The 20,637-nt window shown below is 45.3% G+C and carries 20 protein-coding genes; 12 read left to right on the forward strand and 8 right to left on the reverse strand.

All coding sequences use genetic code 11. The features are described from left to right. Positions 1-3: 3 nt before the first annotated feature. Entirely contained in the window at positions 4-582 is a 579-nt protein-coding gene (locus tag DP923_RS04915; protein WP_112304662.1) for a LemA family protein, read from the reverse strand. A 261-nt stretch (positions 583-843) separates the two neighbouring features. Here DP923_RS04915 and DP923_RS04920 point away from each other — a divergent pair, with 261 nt between their 5' ends. From DP923_RS04920 to DP923_RS04935, 4 genes are all read left to right on the forward strand, one after another. Continuing rightward, positions 844-1,845, forward strand: coding sequence for a sugar nucleotidyltransferase (locus tag DP923_RS04920; protein WP_112304663.1), 1,002 nt, complete (start codon positions 844-846; stop codon positions 1,843-1,845). Positions 1,846-2,324: 479 nt separating this feature from the next. Continuing rightward, on the forward strand, positions 2,325-4,517 hold the full coding sequence (locus DP923_RS04925; protein WP_112304664.1) for a prolyl oligopeptidase family serine peptidase: 2,193 nt from the start codon (positions 2,325-2,327) through the stop codon (positions 4,515-4,517). Positions 4,518-4,702: 185 nt separating this feature from the next. After that, positions 4,703-5,455, forward strand: a complete 753-nt coding sequence (locus DP923_RS04930) for an acyl-[acyl-carrier-protein] thioesterase (protein WP_112304665.1) — start codon at positions 4,703-4,705, stop codon at positions 5,453-5,455. 26 nt (positions 5,456-5,481) lie between these two features. After that, complete coding sequence (locus DP923_RS04935) at positions 5,482-5,955, forward strand: GNAT family N-acetyltransferase (RefSeq protein WP_112304666.1); 474 nt, start codon at positions 5,482-5,484, stop codon at positions 5,953-5,955. Between the two features lie 92 nt (positions 5,956-6,047). On the opposite strand, the gene DP923_RS04940 is transcribed toward DP923_RS04935, so the two are convergent. Both DP923_RS04940 and DP923_RS04945 read right to left on the reverse strand, forming a co-directional pair. Continuing rightward, positions 6,048-6,383: a DUF4286 family protein gene (locus tag DP923_RS04940; RefSeq protein ID WP_112304667.1), complete on the reverse strand. Its 336-nt coding sequence runs from the start codon at positions 6,381-6,383 to the stop codon at positions 6,048-6,050. 182 nt (positions 6,384-6,565) lie between these two features. Then, positions 6,566-7,123, reverse strand: a complete 558-nt coding sequence (locus DP923_RS04945) for a hypothetical protein (protein WP_112304668.1) — start codon at positions 7,121-7,123, stop codon at positions 6,566-6,568. A 211-nt stretch (positions 7,124-7,334) separates the two neighbouring features. Here DP923_RS04945 and DP923_RS04950 point away from each other — a divergent pair, with 211 nt between their 5' ends. Further along, entirely contained in the window at positions 7,335-7,970 is a 636-nt protein-coding gene (locus DP923_RS04950) for a YdeI/OmpD-associated family protein (protein ID WP_112304669.1), read from the forward strand. Positions 7,971-8,026: 56 nt separating this feature from the next. Here DP923_RS04950 and DP923_RS04955 read toward each other — a convergent pair whose 3' ends face one another. The 4 genes from DP923_RS04955 to DP923_RS04970 form a co-directional block, all read right to left on the reverse strand. After that, the gene (locus tag DP923_RS04955; protein WP_125047639.1) at positions 8,027-8,629 is read right to left on the reverse strand and encodes a hypothetical protein; all 603 of its coding nucleotides are present in this window, start codon (positions 8,627-8,629) and stop codon (positions 8,027-8,029) included. A gap of 302 nt (positions 8,630-8,931) precedes the next feature. Further along, a complete protein-coding gene (locus tag DP923_RS04960) occupies positions 8,932-9,501 on the reverse strand; it encodes a hypothetical protein (protein WP_112304671.1) in 570 nt (189 codons plus the stop codon). A gap of 55 nt (positions 9,502-9,556) precedes the next feature. Further along, positions 9,557-11,956: a TonB-dependent receptor gene (locus DP923_RS04965; protein WP_112304672.1), complete on the reverse strand. Its 2,400-nt coding sequence runs from the start codon at positions 11,954-11,956 to the stop codon at positions 9,557-9,559. Between the two features lie 151 nt (positions 11,957-12,107). After that, entirely contained in the window at positions 12,108-12,431 is a 324-nt protein-coding gene (locus tag DP923_RS04970; protein WP_112304673.1) for a hypothetical protein, read from the reverse strand. Positions 12,432-12,690: 259 nt separating this feature from the next. Here DP923_RS04970 and htpG point away from each other — a divergent pair, with 259 nt between their 5' ends. Together htpG and DP923_RS16650 are read left to right on the forward strand one after the other, a co-directional pair. After that, a complete protein-coding gene (htpG, locus tag DP923_RS04975) occupies positions 12,691-14,514 on the forward strand; it encodes a molecular chaperone HtpG (protein ID WP_112304674.1) in 1,824 nt (607 codons plus the stop codon). A gap of 264 nt (positions 14,515-14,778) precedes the next feature. Continuing rightward, the gene (locus DP923_RS16650; protein ID WP_165838146.1) at positions 14,779-15,699 is read left to right on the forward strand and encodes a toxin-antitoxin system YwqK family antitoxin; all 921 of its coding nucleotides are present in this window, start codon (positions 14,779-14,781) and stop codon (positions 15,697-15,699) included. On the opposite strand, the gene DP923_RS04985 is transcribed toward DP923_RS16650, so the two are convergent. Next, positions 15,696-16,058: a YraN family protein gene (locus DP923_RS04985; protein ID WP_112304675.1), complete on the reverse strand. Its 363-nt coding sequence runs from the start codon at positions 16,056-16,058 to the stop codon at positions 15,696-15,698. The two genes, DP923_RS16650 and DP923_RS04985, sit on opposite strands and share 4 nt — an antisense overlap. Before the next feature lie 64 nt (positions 16,059-16,122). On the opposite strand from DP923_RS04985, the gene DP923_RS04990 reads away from it, so the two are divergent. The 5 genes from DP923_RS04990 to DP923_RS05010 all read left to right on the forward strand — a co-directional run bounded on the left by DP923_RS04990 (position 16,123) and on the right by DP923_RS05010 (position 20,596). Further along, on the forward strand, positions 16,123-17,118 hold the full coding sequence (locus DP923_RS04990) for a bifunctional phosphoglucose/phosphomannose isomerase (RefSeq protein ID WP_112304676.1): 996 nt from the start codon (positions 16,123-16,125) through the stop codon (positions 17,116-17,118). 11 nt (positions 17,119-17,129) lie between these two features. Further along, complete coding sequence (gene lipB, locus DP923_RS04995) at positions 17,130-17,864, forward strand: lipoyl(octanoyl) transferase LipB (protein ID WP_112304677.1); 735 nt, start codon at positions 17,130-17,132, stop codon at positions 17,862-17,864. After that, a complete protein-coding gene (locus DP923_RS05000) occupies positions 17,848-18,252 on the forward strand; it encodes a hypothetical protein (protein ID WP_112304678.1) in 405 nt (134 codons plus the stop codon). The genes lipB and DP923_RS05000 overlap by 17 nt, the downstream gene beginning before the upstream one ends. Before the next feature lie 132 nt (positions 18,253-18,384). Continuing rightward, positions 18,385-19,440 carry a glycosyltransferase family 4 protein gene (locus DP923_RS05005; protein ID WP_165838147.1) on the forward strand — a complete coding sequence of 352 codons (1,056 nt, stop codon included), beginning with the start codon at positions 18,385-18,387 and terminating at the stop codon, positions 19,438-19,440. Then, complete coding sequence (locus DP923_RS05010; protein WP_239020939.1) at positions 19,409-20,596, forward strand: DUF4271 domain-containing protein; 1,188 nt, start codon at positions 19,409-19,411, stop codon at positions 20,594-20,596. Before DP923_RS05005 ends, DP923_RS05010 begins: the two co-directional genes overlap by 32 nt. Positions 20,597-20,637: the final 41 nt, after the last annotated feature.

The following is a 20,637-nucleotide window of genomic DNA, read 5'->3' on the forward strand; positions in this document are numbered from 1 at the left end:
ACTTTAGAACTGTACGGAAGGGGCTTTCTGAGAAGCAGCATCTGCTTCGAAATAGCCTTTCTTCTCGAAATCGAACCAACCGGCAATAAAGTTACGCGGGAACGACCGGATGTAAGAGTTATAATCCTGTACCGATTCGTTGAACTTGCGGCGCTCTACGGCGATGCGGTTCTCGGTGCCTTCCAGTTGCGATTGCAGCTCCAGGAAGTTCTGGTTGGCTTTCAGGTCAGGATAGCGCTCCACAGAAACAAGCAGGCGGCTGAGTGCCCCGCTCAGTTCGCCCTGCGCCTGCTGGAAGCGCTGGATATTTTCCGGCGTCAGGTTATCCGGCGTAATGTTCACGCTGGTAGCTTTGGCGCGCGCTTCGATAACCTGGGTAAGTGTTTCTTTTTCGAAATTAGCGGCTCCTTTTACAGTATTTACAAGATTAGGCACCAGGTCGGCGCGGCGCTGGTAGGCATTTTGTACGTTCGCCCAGGCAGCTTCCACATTTTCGTCTTTGGCCACCATATCGTTGTATCCGCACGAAGACTGCGACAAAAGCACAACAAAGCCAATCAGGTAAAAGAATAATTTTTTCATAGGGTTTTATAATGGTTAGTTTCTATACGTTAAAGATAGCCTTTACCGGCGATATCAGTACGAATTTAGCAAAGCATCGTTAAGTTGAAGTATAAATATCTCAAAATTACGCCCCGCTTCTCTATAACTTACTAACTGCCGCCTGAAGTATAAAGTATGTTGTGTGCTGCATTATACTTGTATTAAATAATATACGGCAAGGGTATAGGCGCTTTAATATAAGGGCCAAGTTTGATATATTGCATCAAAAGGAGATCGTATATGAAGGCAATTATCCCGGTAGCAGGTATCGGTTCCAGGCTCCGGCCACACACGTACACCCAACCCAAATCGCTGGTACCTGTAGCGGATAATACCATACTTGGCCACATTATAGAAAAGCTGCTGGCGGCCGGCATTACCGATTTTGTTTTTATCATTGGCTACCTCGGCGAAAAAATTGAACGCTACGTGCGCCAGCAGTATCCGCAGATAACGGTAAAATTTGTAGTACAGGAGCCGCGCGAAGGCCTGGGCCACGCGCTCTGGGTGGCACGGCATACTTATAAAGACGACGAAAGTATACTTATTATGCTGGGCGATGCCATAGTAGATGTAGACCTGCAGGCCATACTTGCTGCGTCCTATTCGGTGCTCGGTGTAAAAAAAGTAGCTAAACCATCGATGTTCGGGGTAACGGAAGTAGGCTCCGATGAATTTATAGTAAAGCTGGTAGAGAAGCCAAAAATCCCGAAATCGAACTTTGCGCTGGTTGGCCTGTACAAGATCAACAACCCAAAACGGCTTGTAGAGTCTTTGGAGTACCTGATTACCGAGGACATTCGCACTTTAAACGAGTACCACCTCACCGATGCGCTGATGCACATGATCAAGAATGGCGAGAAGATGGTGCCCTGGAACGTAGACCATTGGTTTGACTGCGGCCGAAAAGAAACTTTACTTGAAGCGAACGCCACCTTACTGAACCGCGCCAAGCTGCGCAATATTGATTACAGCAGTCAGTTTCCGGGTTGCATTATTATTCCGCCTGTTAGTATTGGCAAAGACTGCGCTATTTACAATTCCGTGATCGGGCCCAACATCTCCATTGGAGATAATGCTACGATCGAGAATTCCATACTTCGCAACTCCATTATCGGGTCTTATTCTGAGCTGCGCTATGCCGTGATGCACGATTCTATCATCGGATCCGATGCCAGCTTTAAAGGTTTCAGCCACAGCCTGAACATCGGGGATAGCACGGAGATTAACTTCGGGCAGTAACAAAGTATAAATCAAATATACTCGCTACCGCAAGTTTGAGCGAAGCGGTAACTTGTGGTTGAGTATGGCATAAGTTTTTAACTTTTTTGCTTTGTAAAAGCAAGACCTGCAACAGCTTATACTTTGGTAATGGTTTTAGCTATTATAATTCTGCCTCACCTACGCTGTCATCCTGAAAGGATCTTGTGTGTTACTTGCAACTCATTACTAAGATCCTTTCAGGATGACAAAATTCAATAGCTTTATTCTACAAGCGTACTTTTTCTGCTATCGCAGAAAGTAAGTTACAAACTTACTTCATGCTCAACCACAAGTTACGCTGCGCTCAAACTTGCGGTATATGTGCCAGTACGCGGTACTTATCCGAAATAGTGTAGCTGCCACTCTGCTTAAAGCGATGTTGCAAAGTATAGCCAGTTTCAGGATAATTCTTTAACTTGGGTTTTTGAGTGCACCACCTAAACACCTTACTAACTAACATGAAGAAAACAACCGTATTGCTACTGGCCGGTACCCTATCGGCCATGTCGGCTTGCAAAACAACCAAAACAGATACCACCGCCACAGGCATGAATACCGAAACTAATACTGAGGCCAAAGCAACTGCTGAAACCGCCTTAACTTACCCTGATACTAAAAAAGTAGACCACGTAGACGATTATCACGGCACAAAAGTAGCCGACCCGTACCGCTGGCTCGAAACGCACAACGAAGAAGTTGATAGCTGGATAACTGCCCAGAACACAGTAACACAATCATACTTAGGCGATATCGAGTTCAGAGATAAAATAAAGCAACGCCTGACTGAGATTTGGAATTACCCGAAGTATGGCGCTCCTTTCAAAGAGAACGGCAAATACTACTTCTATAAAAACGACGGCCTGCAGAACCAAAGCGTACTGTATGTACAGGAATCTTTGGAAGCTGAGCCAAAAGTATTTTTCGACCCGAACAAATTATCTACAGATGGTACGGTAGCGCTTACGGCATTCGATTTCTCGAAAGATGGCAAGTATGTAGCGTACGGCACCTCAAGCGGCGGCTCTGACTGGAACACCTACCACGTAATGGAAGCGGCTACCGGCAAAAAACTAGACGACCAGATTGACTGGGTGAAGTTTTCAGGGCCGAGCTGGTACAAGGATGGTTTCTTTTATAGCCGCTACGATGCGCCAACTGAAGGCAACAAACTGGCTAATAAAAACGAGTTCCATAAAGTATACTACCACAAAGTAGGCACGCCGCAAAGCCAGGATAAACTGATCTACGAAGACAAGAAATTTGCGCTGCGCAACTACTACGGCCAGACAACTGAAGACGAGCGCTTCCTGATTCTGAACGTATCGGAAGGTGCCAGCGGAGCCAACGCTTTATACTACAAAGACCTGTCTGATCCGAAATCTACCATCAAGCCGCTTATAACCAACTTCGAGTCGGAGTACAATGTAGTGGATAACATGGGCGATAAATTGCTGGTGCGCACTAACAAAAATGCGCCGCGCTACCGTTTGGTTCTGATCGACCCAAAAAAGCCGCAGGAAGCCAACTGGAAAGAAGTGATCCCGCATTCTGAAGATGTAATGACCGGCGTATCACTGGTTGGTGGCCGCATTGTAGCTTCTTTTATGAAAGATGCGAGCAGCCAGGTAACTGTTTTTGATACAAACGGCAAGCAACTGCATAATGTAGCGCTTCCGGGCATTGGCTCTGTTGGTGGCTTTAACGGCGAGAAAAACGACAAAGAAGTATTCTTTACCTTCACTTCGTTTACCTACCCGCCAACTATCTACCGCTACGATATTGCCAACAACAAAGTAAGCCTGTTCCGCAAAACCGAAGTAAATGTTGATACGGATGCTTATGAAACCAAGCAGGTATTTTATACTTCGAAGGATGGTACCAAAGTGCCGATGTTTATTGTGCACAAAAAAGGCCTGAAACTGGATGGCACCAACCCGACTTATCTGTACGCTTATGGTGGGTTTAATATTTCGCTTACCCCAAGCTTCAGCATTTCTAACATGCTGTGGCTGGAGAACGGCGGCGTGTACGCGATGCCTAACCTGCGCGGCGGTGGCGAGTACGGCGAAGAGTGGCACAAAGCCGGTGTAACGCCAAACAAGCAAAACGTATTCGATGACTTTATTGGCGCTGCCGAATACCTGATCAGCAACAAGTATACTTCCTCTGAGAAACTGGCTGTAGCTGGTGGCTCTAACGGTGGTTTGCTGGTAGGCGCTTTCATGACGCAACGCCCTGAACTGGCTAAAGTAGCGCTTCCGGCCGTTGGTGTAATGGATATGCTGCGTTTCCACAAATTCACGATTGGCTGGGCATGGGTACCGGAGTATGGTTCTTCAGATGATGCGGCACAGTTCAAAAACCTGCAGGCATTCTCGCCATTGCACAACATCAAAGAAGGCGTAAAATACCCGGCCACAATGGTGAAAACCGCAGACCACGACGACCGTGTAGTGCCTGCGCACTCGTTCAAGTTTATTTCTGAACTGCAGGCTAAAGGTGCACCGGGCAATCCATACTTAATCAGAGTAGATGTGCGTGCCGGCCACGGTGCTGGTAAGCCAACCTCACTGGTTATTCAGGAAGCTGCCGATACGTGGTCGTTTGTTTACAAGAATATGGGCGTTAATCCGTACCAAACGCAACAATAAGCTGTAAATTTATACTTTAAAAAGCCGCGCTGCCTTAGTTGGTAGCGCGGCTTTTTTTATACTTGCGAAGTATAAAATTTGATTAGAAACAGAAAGCACAGCTGGCAACAGATGTGCTTTTTTGTGTTTAAGGTAGTATGGAAACGGCCGTATACTTAATTTAGCGCTGTACCAACCCTACACCTATGAAAAAAGCAACAGCAGGAACATCGGCCTTTACAGTACGCTCCAACGAAGTAGATTATCATGGGCAGGCCACCTTGCCGGCTTTGGTAAGTTACATGCAGGAAGCCGCCTGGGTCAATACCGCCACGCTGGGTATATCGATGTATGAGTTGCTGGATCGCGGACTGACGTGGGTATTGCAGCGCCTGCGCATCGAAATGTTCCGGTACCCGGGCCACAAAGAAAGTATAACTGTAGAAACCTGGGCATCCGGGCGCGAACGCGTTTTCCTGCACCGCGATTTCAGGATTTATAGCGAAGCAGGCGAGCTACTGGGCCAGGCAACAAGCGTGTGGCTGGTGATGGATGTGGTAAAAAGACAAATGGTATCGGTACCGGATTTTATTATGCAGGTAGAAGTTGTGCCCGGCCAAGAGCCGCTGCCTTTTGCCAAAGGGAAGTTGCCCACCATAAGCGAAGCTGTTTATACCCTAGAAACACCCGTACGCTGGCACGACATCGACCTGAACAAGCACGTAACCAATACACGTTATCTGCAATGGGTACTCGAAACGCTGCCCGTAACCACACCCGACCAAAACCAACTACAGGAACTCGACATTATCTTTAAAGCTGAAAGTATAATGGGTGATGTGATTAAGGGCGAGGCTGCACCTGCAACCGAAAATGCAACGTACTTACATAAACTGACCAGCACAGCAACCGGCAAAGAACTGGTACAGGCACAAAGCAAATGGAGAGTTAGAAACTAAAAACAACTAAAGTATAAATTACACACATGGATATACAGATCAGGAAAGGAACAAAAGAAGATCTGCCGCAGGTGCGCGCACTGATTGTAGAGCTGGCAGATTACGAACGGGCCGTACATGAGGTAACCAACACACTGGCCGATATGCAACGCGATGGGTTTGGAGATCATCCGATCTTTCAGTTTTTTGTTGCCGAATCTGAAGAAGGTATCGTTGGGATTGCGCTTTACTATACTGCCTACTCTACCTGGAAAGGCAAAATGCTTTTTCTGGAAGACCTGGTGGTAACCGAAAGCCTGCGCGGAACCGGTATCGGTAAAAAGTTATTTGATGCCGTAGCCCGCGAAGCCAAGGAAACTGGTGCCAAACGCTTTAAATGGCAGGTACTGAACTGGAACGAATCAGCAATTGGGTTTTACAAAAAGATAGGCGCCAACCTGGACGAGGAATGGATTAACTGCAACATGACCGAGGAGCAGATACAGCGCTATACTTCCTGAAATATACATTAGCGCAGGTATAACGTATAAATCCGGAAGCAGAGGTAAATGTTTATTACCCTTGCTTCCGGATTTATACGTTATAAAACATTTTACCCGGCCTGCTCTGTGCGCTCTACATCAGAGGCAACAATTTCGAGTGTCGAGCTGAAGGTTACATATTGGTTGGCATACCGGGCATCGTGCCTGCTTTGGATAGCGTCTGCATGTTCGTTCTGGTATTCTTCTAGGTCTTCGAGGTTGCGGCATTTGTACTGCACCGCGTATGTTACACCACCGTTATCTATTTCATCTATCATCCGGCTGATCTGGTTGTGCAGAAAAAAGCCCGTTTTCATTACATCCGGAATGTGTACTTCCTGCATCCACTGCAGCCATTCGTCGGCCACACTGTTGTCTATATTTACCGTTACGTTATATATAATCATACCCGAAATTACGAAAATATGCCTTGCAGGTATACATCAGGCTCAAAAATTACCAATGCAGTATTTCGGGATGCAATCTAAGGTCCGTATAAAAGTATAAATCAAGTAGGTTAGGCTTACCTTAAAAGCAAGTATAGCCAGCCACATAAGCATGCAGCTGGCTATACTTGCTTTGAGGCTTGTTACTTACAGCTCCAATTACCGGCTTTGCCGGTTTGCAGCTCATTTGGTTTGGTAGTATGGTAAGCCAGCACAACAGGCTCAGCGCCGGTGGCGGCACTGTGCATCAGCTGCAATTCACCATCGTTTAACTGCAGGTGCAGCATATCAGATCCGGCATAAGTAGCTTTCAGGATTCCGGCATTCTCTTCAAAAGTATAGCTCTGGTTAGAGTTAATGCCTGTAGCAGTCAGCTCTTTAATACGGTACACTTTTGTGTGTGTGATGTCACCTGATTTGGTGAGCGCCATCTGGCGGCTGCTTTCTACTTTACCACCAATCCACAGGTTCTCACCCAGGCAGCTTGATGTTTCGGCAATCAGGTCGAAGTAAGCCTCATCTTCCGGAGCTTGTATGGCAGCTACTGTAACAGCATTAGGCTGTGTTGCAACTACAGGCTCCTGTTTCGCCATCGCTTTTTCATCTCTTTCTACGCGTGTAGAGCAGGCAGAAAACAGTGTTAAAAGGGTAAAGGCAGTGAGGGTTAATTCTTTGAAGTTTGGAGTAAAAAATCTTTTCATAGGCAATCAGGAAATTTTAGAGATGGATAGTTAAGTTTGTATACTGGATTAGGGTTAACAGGTTGTGTATGAGTGCATTTATTTATTAAATATCTTATGTTTTTAATTAAATAAAGTTTTTGCCGGCTGCGCATATAACTGCTGTTATACCTTTAGTTGACAGGTAACTTCCGGCTGGTTACTTTTGATAAACCAAGCGATAGTTTTAAAAATGGCCGAGCAGTGTTTAAGACAGAAATTGCAGCTAAAACCAGGTACAGAAGTGCTGGTGTTAAATGCCCCTGAAGAGGTAAAAGCTTTGCTTGAAAAGGAGAACCTGAACATTGTTACAAACCAATCAGAAGCTGCAAGGTATAAAGCGGTACAATTAGTTGTAAGATCGAAGGCAGAGCTAATTGCCTGGGCTCCAAAAACTGTGGCTGCCTTGCTGCCAGAAAGTATACTCTGGATCGCATATCCTAAAAAAGCAGCTGGTTTCGCTACCGATCTTACCCGCGACGAAGGCTGGGCTCTTATGCAGGAACTGGGTTTTGTGGCCGTACGGCAGATCTCTTTAGATGCGACCTGGTCTTCGGTTCGTTTCAGACAGCAGCACGAACAAAAAAAGCCTTCTGCCTTTGGCCTTGACTTGCCCGGAATCGACAGGATAGCAAAAACAGCTACCCTACCTCCGGATATGCAGGCAGCGCTTCAGGAAGCAGGTTTGCTGGAGCATTTTGAGAAACTGGCTTTTACGCACCGCAAAGAGTATGTAGTAGCCGTATTGCAAGCCAAGCGCCCCGAAACCAGGGCAAACCGTATCCTGAAAACGGTGCAGGCACTGGCAGCAAGTATAGCTGAAAAATAAAAAGGAGGCATACGTCTGGTATGCCTCCTTTTCAGAAGTTTATAAACCTGTAAAGGTTAGTCGATCACAACAGGAAATATTGCGAAAAAGTCAGTTGAACCCGTGTTAACAGTTGATGTAGCACTTTTAAGAATTACGCCATCTTTTTTCATGTGCTTCAACGTTATGCGTAATGTACCTTTACTTGGTGTTGCAGGCGTTGTTGCTTCGGCTGTAAAACCAACCGGAAGCCCATTTTTGTCTTGGTCAGTTTTTAAGAAACTAACTTTAAGTCCTTGAAGCGGTGAATAAAAGAACTCGTGGTAATCCTGTGTCTTCTTTGTGTTAGCAGAAAGATCTACCGGCGGAGACTGACTTTCATCTGTCATCATAACCTTAACATCGTAAACAACTCCCGGATCTAGATTAATATCGCCTTTTACGGTTCCTGGGATATTATCAGATTGATCATCATCACCATAAGCAGCAGTGATTGGTGTAGCAGTAGGCTGGCCTTTCGGTCTGAATTCGATTCTCAGCGAGTTGATAGAACCAGGGATAGTTGTTTCTTCTTCAACTGGTGCTGGCTCGTCTTCGTCGTTGCTATCGCAAGATGATATTCCTACAGCTAAAGCGCCCATAAACAAAAAGGCGAAGTAAGGTCTAAATAATTTTTGCATAATGTCAGAGTGTTTGAACTGAACCCTATTACGCTACACTGATGCAAAAGTTCCTATATAGTTTTATTAAGTTTTAAGAAATAGTTATAAGTTATACTTTGTTATGTCTGAAAAGTACAATGTCAGCCGGTTTTAAGAACGTTATAACACAGGTTTACAGATATTGGATTAGGTATAGCGTGCTATATCTGACAAAGTAAAAAACGAGTAACAACTACTTTATAACCATATTAGTTAAAAAAGCAGCTAGTACTCGTTTTAAAGTAAGCCCTTAGAAAAAGGCAATAGACTGGGGGCGGAAATTAATTTACTACAACAGGAAAATTACCGATAAAATCTGTTTCTCCCTTTGTCTGATCCGGAGTTGTACTCTTAATGCCGGGCTGGTGTTTAAGCGTTACGCGAAGGTTACCAGTCTTATTAAGTGCAGGCGTTTTAATAGTTGCTGTTAAGCCAACAGTGCGGCCTTTGCTGTCTCTGTCGGTTTTTTCTATAACAAGGCCCAGCGCGTTGTTTACATCTTCATAAAACAACTCGTGGTCATCGCCTTCTTCGCGCACTTCCGGCGTCATATCAAGAGCTGGTGATTTGCTGCCATCTGCAAGCGATATTTTTACATCGTACGTCACATTCGGGTCCAGATCCAATGTGTTGCTAACTACAGGAGGCTGGCCGCCATCGCCGTCGTTATCGCTGTAAGTTGCTGTTATGGGCGTGTTGCTTTTTCCCTGCGGGGTAAATTCGATCTTCATGGATGTGATCAGCTCCTGCTCTTCTACCGGCTCCGGATCATCGTCGCTGCAGGCGGCAGTTGTAAAGGTTAAACCTGCTATCAATAAAAATGCTACGTAAGGTCTGAATTGTTTTTTCATAATAGTGGATACTTAAAACTGTTAATTAAAATGATGGTTCGTTAAAATTGAATGGTTAACTTTTTCTAAAATCAAGCGGAATGCTTACCCGGAACATGATCAACCGGCCGGTTTCATCGGCAAAATACCGGAAGCGGTTCAGGTAATCGCGGTAAGCTGTGTTTAATAAATTGTTCGCGGTAATGCCTATTTCCAGTGGTTGCTTGCCAAAGTATAACGTGGTGCCTGCCTCGGCATGAACTAAGAAATAGGCGTTTGGCGCTTCGGCCAAGTCTTCGTCGGCTTTAGTAGGCATTCTGGTTTGCCTGGCCACAAATAATCCTCCCAAAGAGAAGTAAGTTTCCTTCAGCTGCTTGCCAACATCCCCGGCTTCAAAGGTCAGCTTGTTGTCTGTCCTGTCTGCAGGTATGGCTACCAGCCAATCGTCAATATCCAGGTTGCGGGCCCGCACTACAGATGATTTCGAGATCCAGGTCAGCTTGTTTACTAACTTCAAATCAAAGCTAAGGTCTGCCCCTCTGAAAGACGCATCGGCCTGCTTGTACAAAAACTTCAGGAAAGAGCCCCGTACCGTCAGCTCAGGCTCCGGCTGGATAGCGGTATAAATGTATTCGTTAATGTAATTGTTATACACGCTGAGCTTGGCATTGAACCGGCGGTTGGCGTAATAATCCACAGAAGCCTCGAAGTTATAAGCCTGTTCGGGTTTCAGGTTAGGGTTGCCTACTTCGTACGCTACCGAACTATGGTGAATGCCCTCGCTGAAAAGCTCATTTGCACCAGGCGCACGCCACGCCGAAGTAGCACTTAACCCAAATGTAAGATGATAGCCCACATCGTACATGCCACCTACCATACCGGAAAGGTTATGGAAAGTATAATCCGGTTTGATCAGGGCTGATCCGCTTCCGTTATCGGTACGCGGCTCATACTTTTTTACGAGCAGGTAAGTATAATCATACCGAAGGCCGCCTTCCAGTTGCAGTTTGTCTTTCTGCCACTTTTCTATGGCAAATGCACCGGCAGTGATGCCTGTGTACTGCGGCAGAAAATCATCATACTTATAGGTGTTGTGCTTGTAAACCGTAGCCGCTCCTATTGATCCTGAGAAATTGCCAACAGGCTTGTGTTCCCAAACGGCCTCTGTCGTATGGGTGGTTAATTTGAGTTGCATAGCCGGCGTGGCAGCACTATTGCCGTGCAGTGCATACTCTTGGCGTACGTTTTGCTGCAGCCCGTATACAAACTCAAATTTACCGGCAGTTGCCGAGTTCAGGTACAGTCTTGTTTTTAGCAGATGATGGGTTACATCCTGGTAAGGCGTCCGGATATCATACGTAAACTTTACTGTATCTGCTCCGAAAGGCTTGTCGCGGTTGATGGCGTTCAGCAGGTCTTCGGATGAGCCCACATGCGACTCGCGCAAAATGCCCAGTTTGGTCTGGAAAAGGCTGTAATATACTTCGGCTCCGTAATTCTGTTTGGTATAGCCTACTGTTCCCGAGAAATTCTGTTCTTCAAATGCGGTGTTGTTCAGGTAGTAATCTTTTGCCTTTGAGAAGCCGCCTTTTTTAAGCGTACCCTGCAGGCGCCAGCTCAGCGGCCTGAGTTTAGCCACATTCCCTTCTACCATCGCCGAAATTACACCCTGCCTGTTATTGGTTGAGCCCATCAGGTTAAGCGATCCTGCTACCCCTACCGAGTCAGGCAACGGCTTTGGCTCTACGATTACAACCCCACCAATAGCATCTGCCCCATACCTTACACCGGCCGCTCCTTTTATAACGTGCATCTCTGTGGCTACAAACGGATCTATTTCCGGGGCGTGTTCGGTGCCCCATTGCTGTGCTTCCTGGCGCACGCCGTTGTTAAGCAGCAAAATGCGGCTTCCGTGCAAGCCATGGATAACAGGTTTCGAAATAGTCGGACCCGTTTGCAGGGTAGTAACGCCAGCTATACTTTTAAGCGATTCGGCTAAAGTTAAACCGCGCGCTTCGGCCAGGTCGCGGCCACCAAGCAACTCAGAAGATTGCGCCTGAGATTTTACATGGCTGCCTATTACCTGTACTGTATTTAAAGTACGGGTATCGGTATGCAATTGCAGGTCTCTGACCGAAGAAGTTGTGATCCGGAAAGTAAACGCTTCCTGCTCGTAGCCGATATAAGAAACCTGTACCGTATATGTGCCCTGGCAAATATCATGGAAATGATAATTGCCATACTCATCAGCTACAGCCGCTCTCTTTAGCTCCCGGATAAGCACAGTGGCTCCGATCAAAGGTTCGCGGTTGTCGTGGTCCAGTACCTTTCCGGAAAGCGTAAGGCCGCAATTCTGCTCAGCCTCCGGCAAAATATCCGGGCCTGTAGCGGGCATAGGTTGTGCCTGGGCCACAAAAGCAAATAAGGCCAATACTGGCAAAAGCACCAGCTTCTGCAGAAAATCAGGTATAAGCACAGGTAAAATAAAATTTGAAGAATAGAAATACAGGCTTTATAACCTCACAAAAACAGAAAGGCTAAAGCAGTATCTCTCAGAAACATTAAACTAACGTATGGCGAAGCAGCCAGTAAAAGCACTTCAGGAAACCATACAAACAGAAAAGAATTTAAGCTACGGGCGGGCCGCGTAGATGGGGAAGAAGGACGGTATTACCGTAATACCTGGCACTATATAAATTGTTAAACCTTTGCGTGTGGGTTAAAGCTTCGGGCTCGAAGTATGTTACACTACCTTGGTAAGGAGCTCCAAAAAGATCTTCTACGGGGCAGTGATTGTGTTTTTTGCCTACCTGGGCTTTGTGGCTGTCGCAGGCATCGGCGTGTACGGTATGCTCGTGCCCGTGCAGATGCAGCATAAGCGCATCGGGTACCATTGCTCTGGTAAAGAGCAACAGCAGTGTAAGGGCGATATAATTTAAGTACCGATGCATGTATCGTAAACGAGCCTAAAGCAAATATAATGTTTAAATCAGGAAAGCAATAGCTAATTTATACTTTCTTGTAGCTACAAATTAAGATGGAGGTATAAATGTGTCAGGAGTTGTACGCAAAAAACGATACTTCGGAAGTATAAAACAGCGTGTTTCTGCCAACCTGTCACGGTTGCAAGGCGCGTTTATACTTGGAACAGGATTTGAAACGCCCTCTCCCGGAAACAGACATTCAAAAAACATTCTATAAAATAATAACATGGAAGAAAGAGGCAGCATTTCGATTCACACCGAGAATATTTTCCCGATCATCAAAAAATTCCTTTACTCAGACCATGAGATTTTCCTGCGCGAGCTGGTAAGTAATGCCGTAGATGCTACCCAGAAAGCAAAGCGTCTATCATCTGTTGGCGAGTTCGACGGCGACCTGGGCGATCTGAAAGTATCAGTAGCAATAGATAAAGAAGCCCGCACCATCACCATTTCGGATAACGGAATTGGTATGACTGCCGAGGAAATTAAAAAGTATATCAATCAGATTGCTTTTTCGGGTGCAGCTGAGTTTGTGGAGCGCTTCAAAGATTCCGGCGATAAAAGCCAGATCATTGGCCAGTTTGGTCTTGGGTTCTACTCAGCGTTTATGGTAGCCGAGCGTGTGGAGATCGTAACAAAATCTTTCCAGAAAGATGCGGAGCCAGCCCGCTGGACCTGCGATGGAAGTACGGAATTTGCTATCACCAGTGCTGCTAAAGAAGAGCGCGGAACCAATGTTATACTTCATGTAGCCCAGGATTCAGAAGAGTTTCTGGAAACTGCCCGCATCAAAACCATACTGGATAAATACTGCAAGTTTTTGCCGGTGCCCGTAGAGTTCGAAGGCCAGATCATCAACAACCCAAACCCGATCTGGACAAAACAACCAGCCGAACTTACCGACGAAGATTACAAGAATTTCTACAAAGAGCTTTATCCGTTCTCGGAAGCGCCTCTGTTCTGGATCCATCTCAACGTTGATTATCCGTTTAACCTGACGGGTATTTTATACTTCCCGAAAATCAAAAACGAGTTGGAGCTGCAGCGCAACAAAATTCAGCTGTACTCGCGACAGGTATTTATTACGGATGAAGTAAAAGATGTGGTGCCTGAGTTCCTGATGTTGCTGCACGGTATCATCGATTCGCCTGACATTCCGCTTAACGTAAGCCGCTCGTTCCTGCAGGCCGATGCGAATGTGAAGAAGATCAATACTTACATCACCAAAAAAGTTGCCGACAAGCTAAACGATATTTACAAGAAAGACCGCACTACATTCGAGAGCAGCTGGGACGATATCGGGGTGTTTGTAAAGTATGGCATGCTGAGCGATGATAAGTTCTACGAAAAAGCCAAAGACTTTGTGTTGCTACAGAATACGACTGGTAAGTATAATACCATTGAAGAGTATAAAGCTTTAGTGCAGGCTAACCAGACGGATAAGAACGACCAGCAAGTATGGCTTTACACTACAGATGCTGAAAAGCAGCATGCTTATGTAGAGGCCGCCCAGAACCGCAGCTACGATGTGTTAAAGCTTGATACTGTAATTGATAGCCACTTTATTGGTTTGCTGGAGCAAAAAGTCGAAAAAACGACGTTGAAGCGTGTAGACGCGGAAATTGTAGATAAACTGATCGAGCGCGACGAAGTAAAAGAAAGCGTATTGAACGATACGGAAAAAGAAAGTCTGAAAAAGATTTTTGAGCAGGCCATTGCCAACCAGCACATGACGGTAGAAGTAACCGCACTGTCTCCGGACGATGCACCTGTAATCATTACGCTTCCGGAGTTTATGCGCCGCATGAAAGATATGAGCCGCAACGGTGGCGGCGGTATGATGTTTATGGGCGATCTGCCGGATGCTTATAATGTTACCATCAACGCGAACCATAGCCTGAACCAGCGCATCCTGAACGCGAAAGAGGATAACAAAGAACGCATTGCGCGCCAGGCATTTGATCTGGCCCTGCTTTCTCAGAACCTGCTTTCAGGCTCGGCGCTTACAGCTTTCGTGAAACGCAGCGTAGACCTGATTGATAAAGAATAGTATATTGTTTAAAGTTTAACATACTTAGAAAGGCAGCTTTTACAGAAGGCTGCCTTTTTCTTTTAACTGGCAAGTATGAAACTTAGCAAAAGCAGCTTTAGTTATAAGAGCAAATAAAAAGCAGCATATTGGCTCTTATACGATTTATAAGCATCTTTACGTTAAGTATAAATTGTTGAATGGCTGATGGCTAAATTGCTTGTTGTAAGCAATACATATACTGCCCATTAGCACATTAATCCATTAGCACATCAGCATATTAAAATGAAGCACACAATTCGGTTGGTTTATACATTTAGTCTTGGTTTGGCTTTGCTGCTGCTGGGCGGTTGTAGCAAGCCAGCCTGGAACAGTGATTATAACCTGAACCAGGCGCTTGCTAAAGGTGGCAAATTGGATAAGGCAGCTTTAGCGGATGCCGACACAACTAAACCAAGCCTGGAAAGCAAGCTACCACTCGATCAGGAAAAAGAAGAGAAAAAAGAAAAGAAGCGCCAGAAGCAGAACAGACGCTATTTTCTGGGCCATAAAGTACAGCGTGGTTTTGTGAAGACAGGCAGTGGCGAAAGAGAAACGATCGAGACATTCAGTTACTTGCCCGAGTACATAGAGCCCAGTGCCTACGCTCCCGAAAAATATTTATTCGATACCAAAAAGCGGAAACTCTACCGCACCCGCGGCGAAGCCGACCCAGCCAAGTATAAAGTGTTGCATGGCCCATACAAAAAGGAAATTGGCGGACAGGTAGTAGAAGAAGGCTATTTTTATGTAGGCACCAAGCACCTGCGCTGGGAGCGTTACCGCCGCGGCGAAGACGAAATCTTATTGGATAAAGACCATTATGAGAAAGGCTTTCAGCGTGATGCCGTATTTACCTACTACAACGGCGACCAGAGTAAGGTAAGAGAAGTGATCCCTTATGCGTTTGGTAAAGTACAGGGCATGTATTACCGGTTCTACGAGAACGGCCAGTTGGAATGGAGCGGGCAATATGAAAAAGGCCGCAAAGTTGGCGTCTGGATAAAGCACTATGATTTCAGAGGGCGCAGGCATTCCGAATATCAATATCCGAAGACTGCTTACGAAGCACCGGCAGAACCATACTTGCTAAAACAGTACGACCGCCACGGTAAGCTCATCTACGAAAAAGACAAAATGGACAAACGGTCGCAGGCCCAGCGCTAATGAAAAGCATCTTCAATGTGGTGCAAAACCTGCTTATCCGTTAATGTAATCGAAATGATATCAAACCGGACATCGTGCTGCCAATTAATTTCTTCGATGTAGGCAGCAGCAGCCTCCAGAAATAATTCTTCTTTACGCCTGCTAACAGCTTCTTCGGGGTGTCCGTATTTAGCTGTAGTGCGGGTTTTAACTTCCACAAAAACAAGCAGATCGGGCTTCTGGGCAATTATATCTATTTCTGCGCGCTTATACCTATAGTTGCGGCAAAGTATAGTATAGCCATTTTCTGTAAGGTACTGCGTTGCGCTGTCTTCGCCTTGCTGCCCGGTCAGGATGCGGTTGTAAGTTTGAGAAGCCATTGTAAACTTGTAAATTGCACCAAAGTTAGGTTACTGTAAAAAATAAGTACGCAAAACACAGCATATGAAACAACTGGTAGAAGGATTTATACAACAACTGCAGCACGCAACAGAAATAGGAGAGAAAGCTACAGTTAACTTTGCGCCTAAAAAATACAGTAATATTGTAATTGCTGGTATGGGCGGCTCCGGTATTGGGGGCAACCTGATACAAGCCTATGTAAGCGATAAAATTGAAATGCCTTTAGTTGTAAACAAAGGCTATGATATTCCTGCCTTTGTTGGGCCGGATACTTTATTTATTGCATCGTCTTTCTCTGGAAACACCGAAGAAACCCTGTCCGGTATTAGGGAGGCTTTGGCTAAAGGCGCTACGTTGGCCTGCGTTACATCCGGTGGCGAAGTGCTGCGTTTATCTAAAGAAAATAACTTTCCACACATTATAATTCCCGGAGATTCGGAGCAGCCGCGTGCGTGCCTGGGCTACTCTGTGGTAGAGATGTTATACTTGCTGCATTATGCCGGTGTGCTGAACGTGACGTTTAAAACAGAATTGGCTCAGACAATAGCACTTCTGGAAGAGCAGCAGAGCAGCATGAAAGTAGAAGCAAGCGCGTTGGCGAATGCCTTTAAAGGAAAACTTCCGATACTTTATGCCGGCGTTCAGTTCGAGCCCATTGCCGTTCGTTTTCAGCAACAAATAAACGAGAACTCGAAACAACTGAGCCATGTAAATACCTTCCCGGAGATGAACCACAACGAGATTGTTGGTTGGTTGCACCCGGAGCCGCTCTTCGAGATGATAACTGTGCTTTATATCAGAAGTGCCTACGACCATGAGCGTATCCGTTTGCGCATGGATGTTTCTAAGAAGATTTTTGAAAGCAAAGCAGGAAAGGTGTTAGAAGTACAAGCACAAGGGTCAACGTTCCTGGAGCAGGCTTTCAGTCTCATTCATATTTTTGACTGGGTGACAGTTTACCTGGCCGAACTGAACAATGTAAGCCCGAATACGATTGAGAACATCAATTACGTAAAAGGCGAACTTGCCAAAGTATAAACTTACCGCAAATGGAGCAGAACAGGAAAATACAATTTGAGCATTTGGGGCTGATCGATTACAAAGAGGCCTGGGATTATCAGGAAAAGCTTTTCAAAAGTATACTTGATCTGAAAGCCCATAACCGAACGGCCGCACCGGAAGCACAACAAGCTACGCCAAACTATTTGCTGTTCTGCTACCATCCGCATGTTTATACTTTAGGCAAAAGTGGCCACGAAGAAAATTTGCTGCTCAATGAAAGTGGCTTGGAAGCCAAAGGCGCTACCTATTATAAGATCAACCGCGGAGGCGATATTACTTACCACGGCCCCGGGCAGATTGTGGGCTACCCTATACTTGACCTCGAGAGCTTTTTCACGGATATACACAAGTACCTGCGCTTTCTGGAAGAGGCAGTTATACTTACCCTGAAAGAGTATAACATCGAAGCTGGCCGCATAGCCGGGTTAACAGGCGTCTGGCTTGACCACGAAGCACAAATTAATCCGCGCAAAATTTGTGCGATGGGTGTTAAATGCAGCCGTTGGGTAACCATGCATGGCTTTGCTTTTAATGTAAACACCGACCTGGATTACTTTAACAACATTGTGCCTTGCGGTATTTCAGATAAACAGGTAACCTCGCTGGCTAAAGAACTGGGCCATGAAGTATCCTTATCCGAAGTAGAAGAAAAATTAAGAAAGCACCTGGCTGCACTATTCGAAGCCACTATTACAGACACCTTGCATGAAGAAAGATATTGATTTTAACCCGGTAGAAGGCATTTCGGTAGCAGTTGCTACTTCTGAAGGTGATACAGGCGAACCCATCTGGAATGTATACTTGCTTAACTACAATGCTCACCCGATAGATAATGTCCTGATCTCATCGAAAGGATACGGGGTACTGGATGGGAATGAAGTAAAGACATCCGTTTTGCGGCATATGTTTGAGCAGGTAGAGGCTAAAACTTTTGTGCAGATAGAGCCTATTGATCCAGCCATTTTCCACATTAACAACGAGTACTGGGTAAGCTACTACATCGGGAAACAGATATTTGACAAGAAGTTTGTGTTTGTTCCGGATTCCATCACAGAAGAAAATCTGATCGAAATTGGAATGCTGCAAATGAAAGGCGTGTTACATTCCTGATTTGGTTTTTACCGTAAGTAAGCTTTACCTTTGATAGCGCAACATTTACAGCAAGCCGTCTGGTCAAAAGGCCATAAACAAACTTAAGAAGTATAAACTCATTTGGTTATACTTCCAGATACTGAACAATTTATGAATCAAGCGATTCTACCCCTTATACTAGCTTTCAGCTGGGCCTTTTTGATAGCCATTTTTGCTGTACCTTCTATTATAAGAGTGGCGCATCTTAAAAATATCCTGGATCAGCCTAACTTCCGGACTGTGCACGAGTCGCTTACCCCCAGGCTGGGCGGTTTGGCTGTGTTTGCCGGGTTTATGTCTGCCTTAACCATTTTCGGAGATCTGAGCAATGGGGTACAGCAATTGCTGGCAGGGTGTATTATCCTTTTCTTTATCGGCCTGAAAGATGATCTGGTAAGTATATCTGCCCTCAAAAAGTTTGCGGTACAACTGCTCTCAACGGGTATTGTAATGTTTATGGCTGATATCCGGATCACAAGTTTTCAGGGGATTTTTGGTATAGGCGAATTGCAGATCGGTGTAAGCTATATGTTTACTTTCTTGGTTATTATCGGTGTAACAAATGCTGTAAACCTGATCGACGGGCTGGATGGCCTTGCCGGAACAATTGTGATGATCATAGCAGCCACTTTCGGAATATTCTTTTATTTGTACGGAGGGCAGGCATATGGAAATTATGCAGCAGTAGCTTTTTGCATGATCGGTGGTTTATTAGGGTTTCTACGGTATAACTTTCATAAGGCAACCATTTTCATGGGCGATACCGGCTCTCTGCTCTGTGGCTTTATCGTATCCATACTTGCCATACAGTTTATAGAAATGCGACAGATGCCGGCTGCACCTACAGTTGCACTCGGTGTTTTGTTCGTGCCGCTTTTTGATACGCTGCGTGTCTCGTTTATCCGCATTCTGAAAGGGGTCTCTCCTTTTGTGCCGGATAAAAATCACATCCATCACCGTTTATTGGCCATGGGTTTTAACCAGATCACTACAGTAGTTATACTTGGTTTTATAAACCTGATGGTTATTATATTTGTAGTTAACTTTAGTGCGTGGGGTAACTTAAACCTGTTACTGTCGCTATTGGGCTTTTCAGTTGTATTAAGTATAATTCTGGGCGTTTACAAATCACGGGGTGCAAATCAGCGGTTATCTTCCAAAGTATAAAAAAACTGTATTTGCGCTTATTTTAAGCGTGCTGCTGCTCTGGTGTTGCAAAGCAGCACAAGCACAGCCTTTGCCCCTCGAACAAAAGAATACCATCACCAAAAACTGGCTCGTTTACCAATCCGAGTCTGCAGAACTGCTGCCGTATATCAGCAAGGTACACTCCGGTTACAATGCACTTCATCAATGGGTAGCCATCACAGATGTGCAGCCTTTTCTGGTAGATTTTACAGCTCCGAAAGATCTTTGCCTGCTACTTAATAACAAATTGATTTTTAAGGCAGACTCTACTGCAGTTTATACATTAGACCTTAAAAAGTATAGCGAAGGTATAAAACCAGTGAAGGGCAACTACCTGCTAACGGTCTGGCATCCAGACCAGCAGCCTGATGTAGCTTCTTTTAAAAATCATATAACGGAAATCTACGATATCACACCCCAAAGCAAGCGGCCCTTTGCTGTCAAGTTCAGGGAATACGTAAATCAAAACGCCTTTATCTTATTTATACTTCTGATCGGGCTGATCTATGGCTGGCTTAGAAGTAACTTTCCGGCAGACTTTGCAGGTATTTTTAACCTGGGTACTTTACACGACCGCGCAGGTTCTATGCAACAGGCACCGCTTATAAAGCCGATTGGCTCCTGGTCTGGAGTGTTGTTTATACTTGCGTTCTCGCTTTCCATTGCACTCGTAATAGCGGCTATACATACTAATGTGCAGCATGTGCGGTTATTTAACAGGCTTTTTCCGGTTTCGGAGGCAGACCTTACCACAAAAATCATATTTTATACTTTTCTGGTGTTTGGCTTTATCCTGTTTAAATACCTTTTCCTGAAAGTAATGGGCTTTATTTTTGGGCTGGAGCAGGTCGTGGATCTTCAGTACAGGGAGTTTCTGAGAAGCATACTTTTTCTGGGGATGTTTTTGCCGGTCGTTATGCTGCTGTATCTGGCCCTGAATGCTGCCATGCCTCAGACTATACTTTTAATATCCAATCTGGCTGTGTCACTGTTGCTTGTGTTAGCAATATTACGCGTATTCTTTGTAGTAAATACGAAAGCCCCTATACTTAATTTGCATTTATTTTCATACCTTTGCGCCACAGAAGTGATTCCGCTGGCAATTATGTTAAAGCTGATTGTCTTTAACTTTTAATTTGCGTTTAGTGGTTTCAGTGGGTGTTTATTTAATAACCG

This window comes from Pontibacter arcticus (assembly GCF_003284895.1).
Classification (GTDB): Bacteria; Bacteroidota; Bacteroidia; order Cytophagales; family Hymenobacteraceae; genus Pontibacter; species Pontibacter arcticus.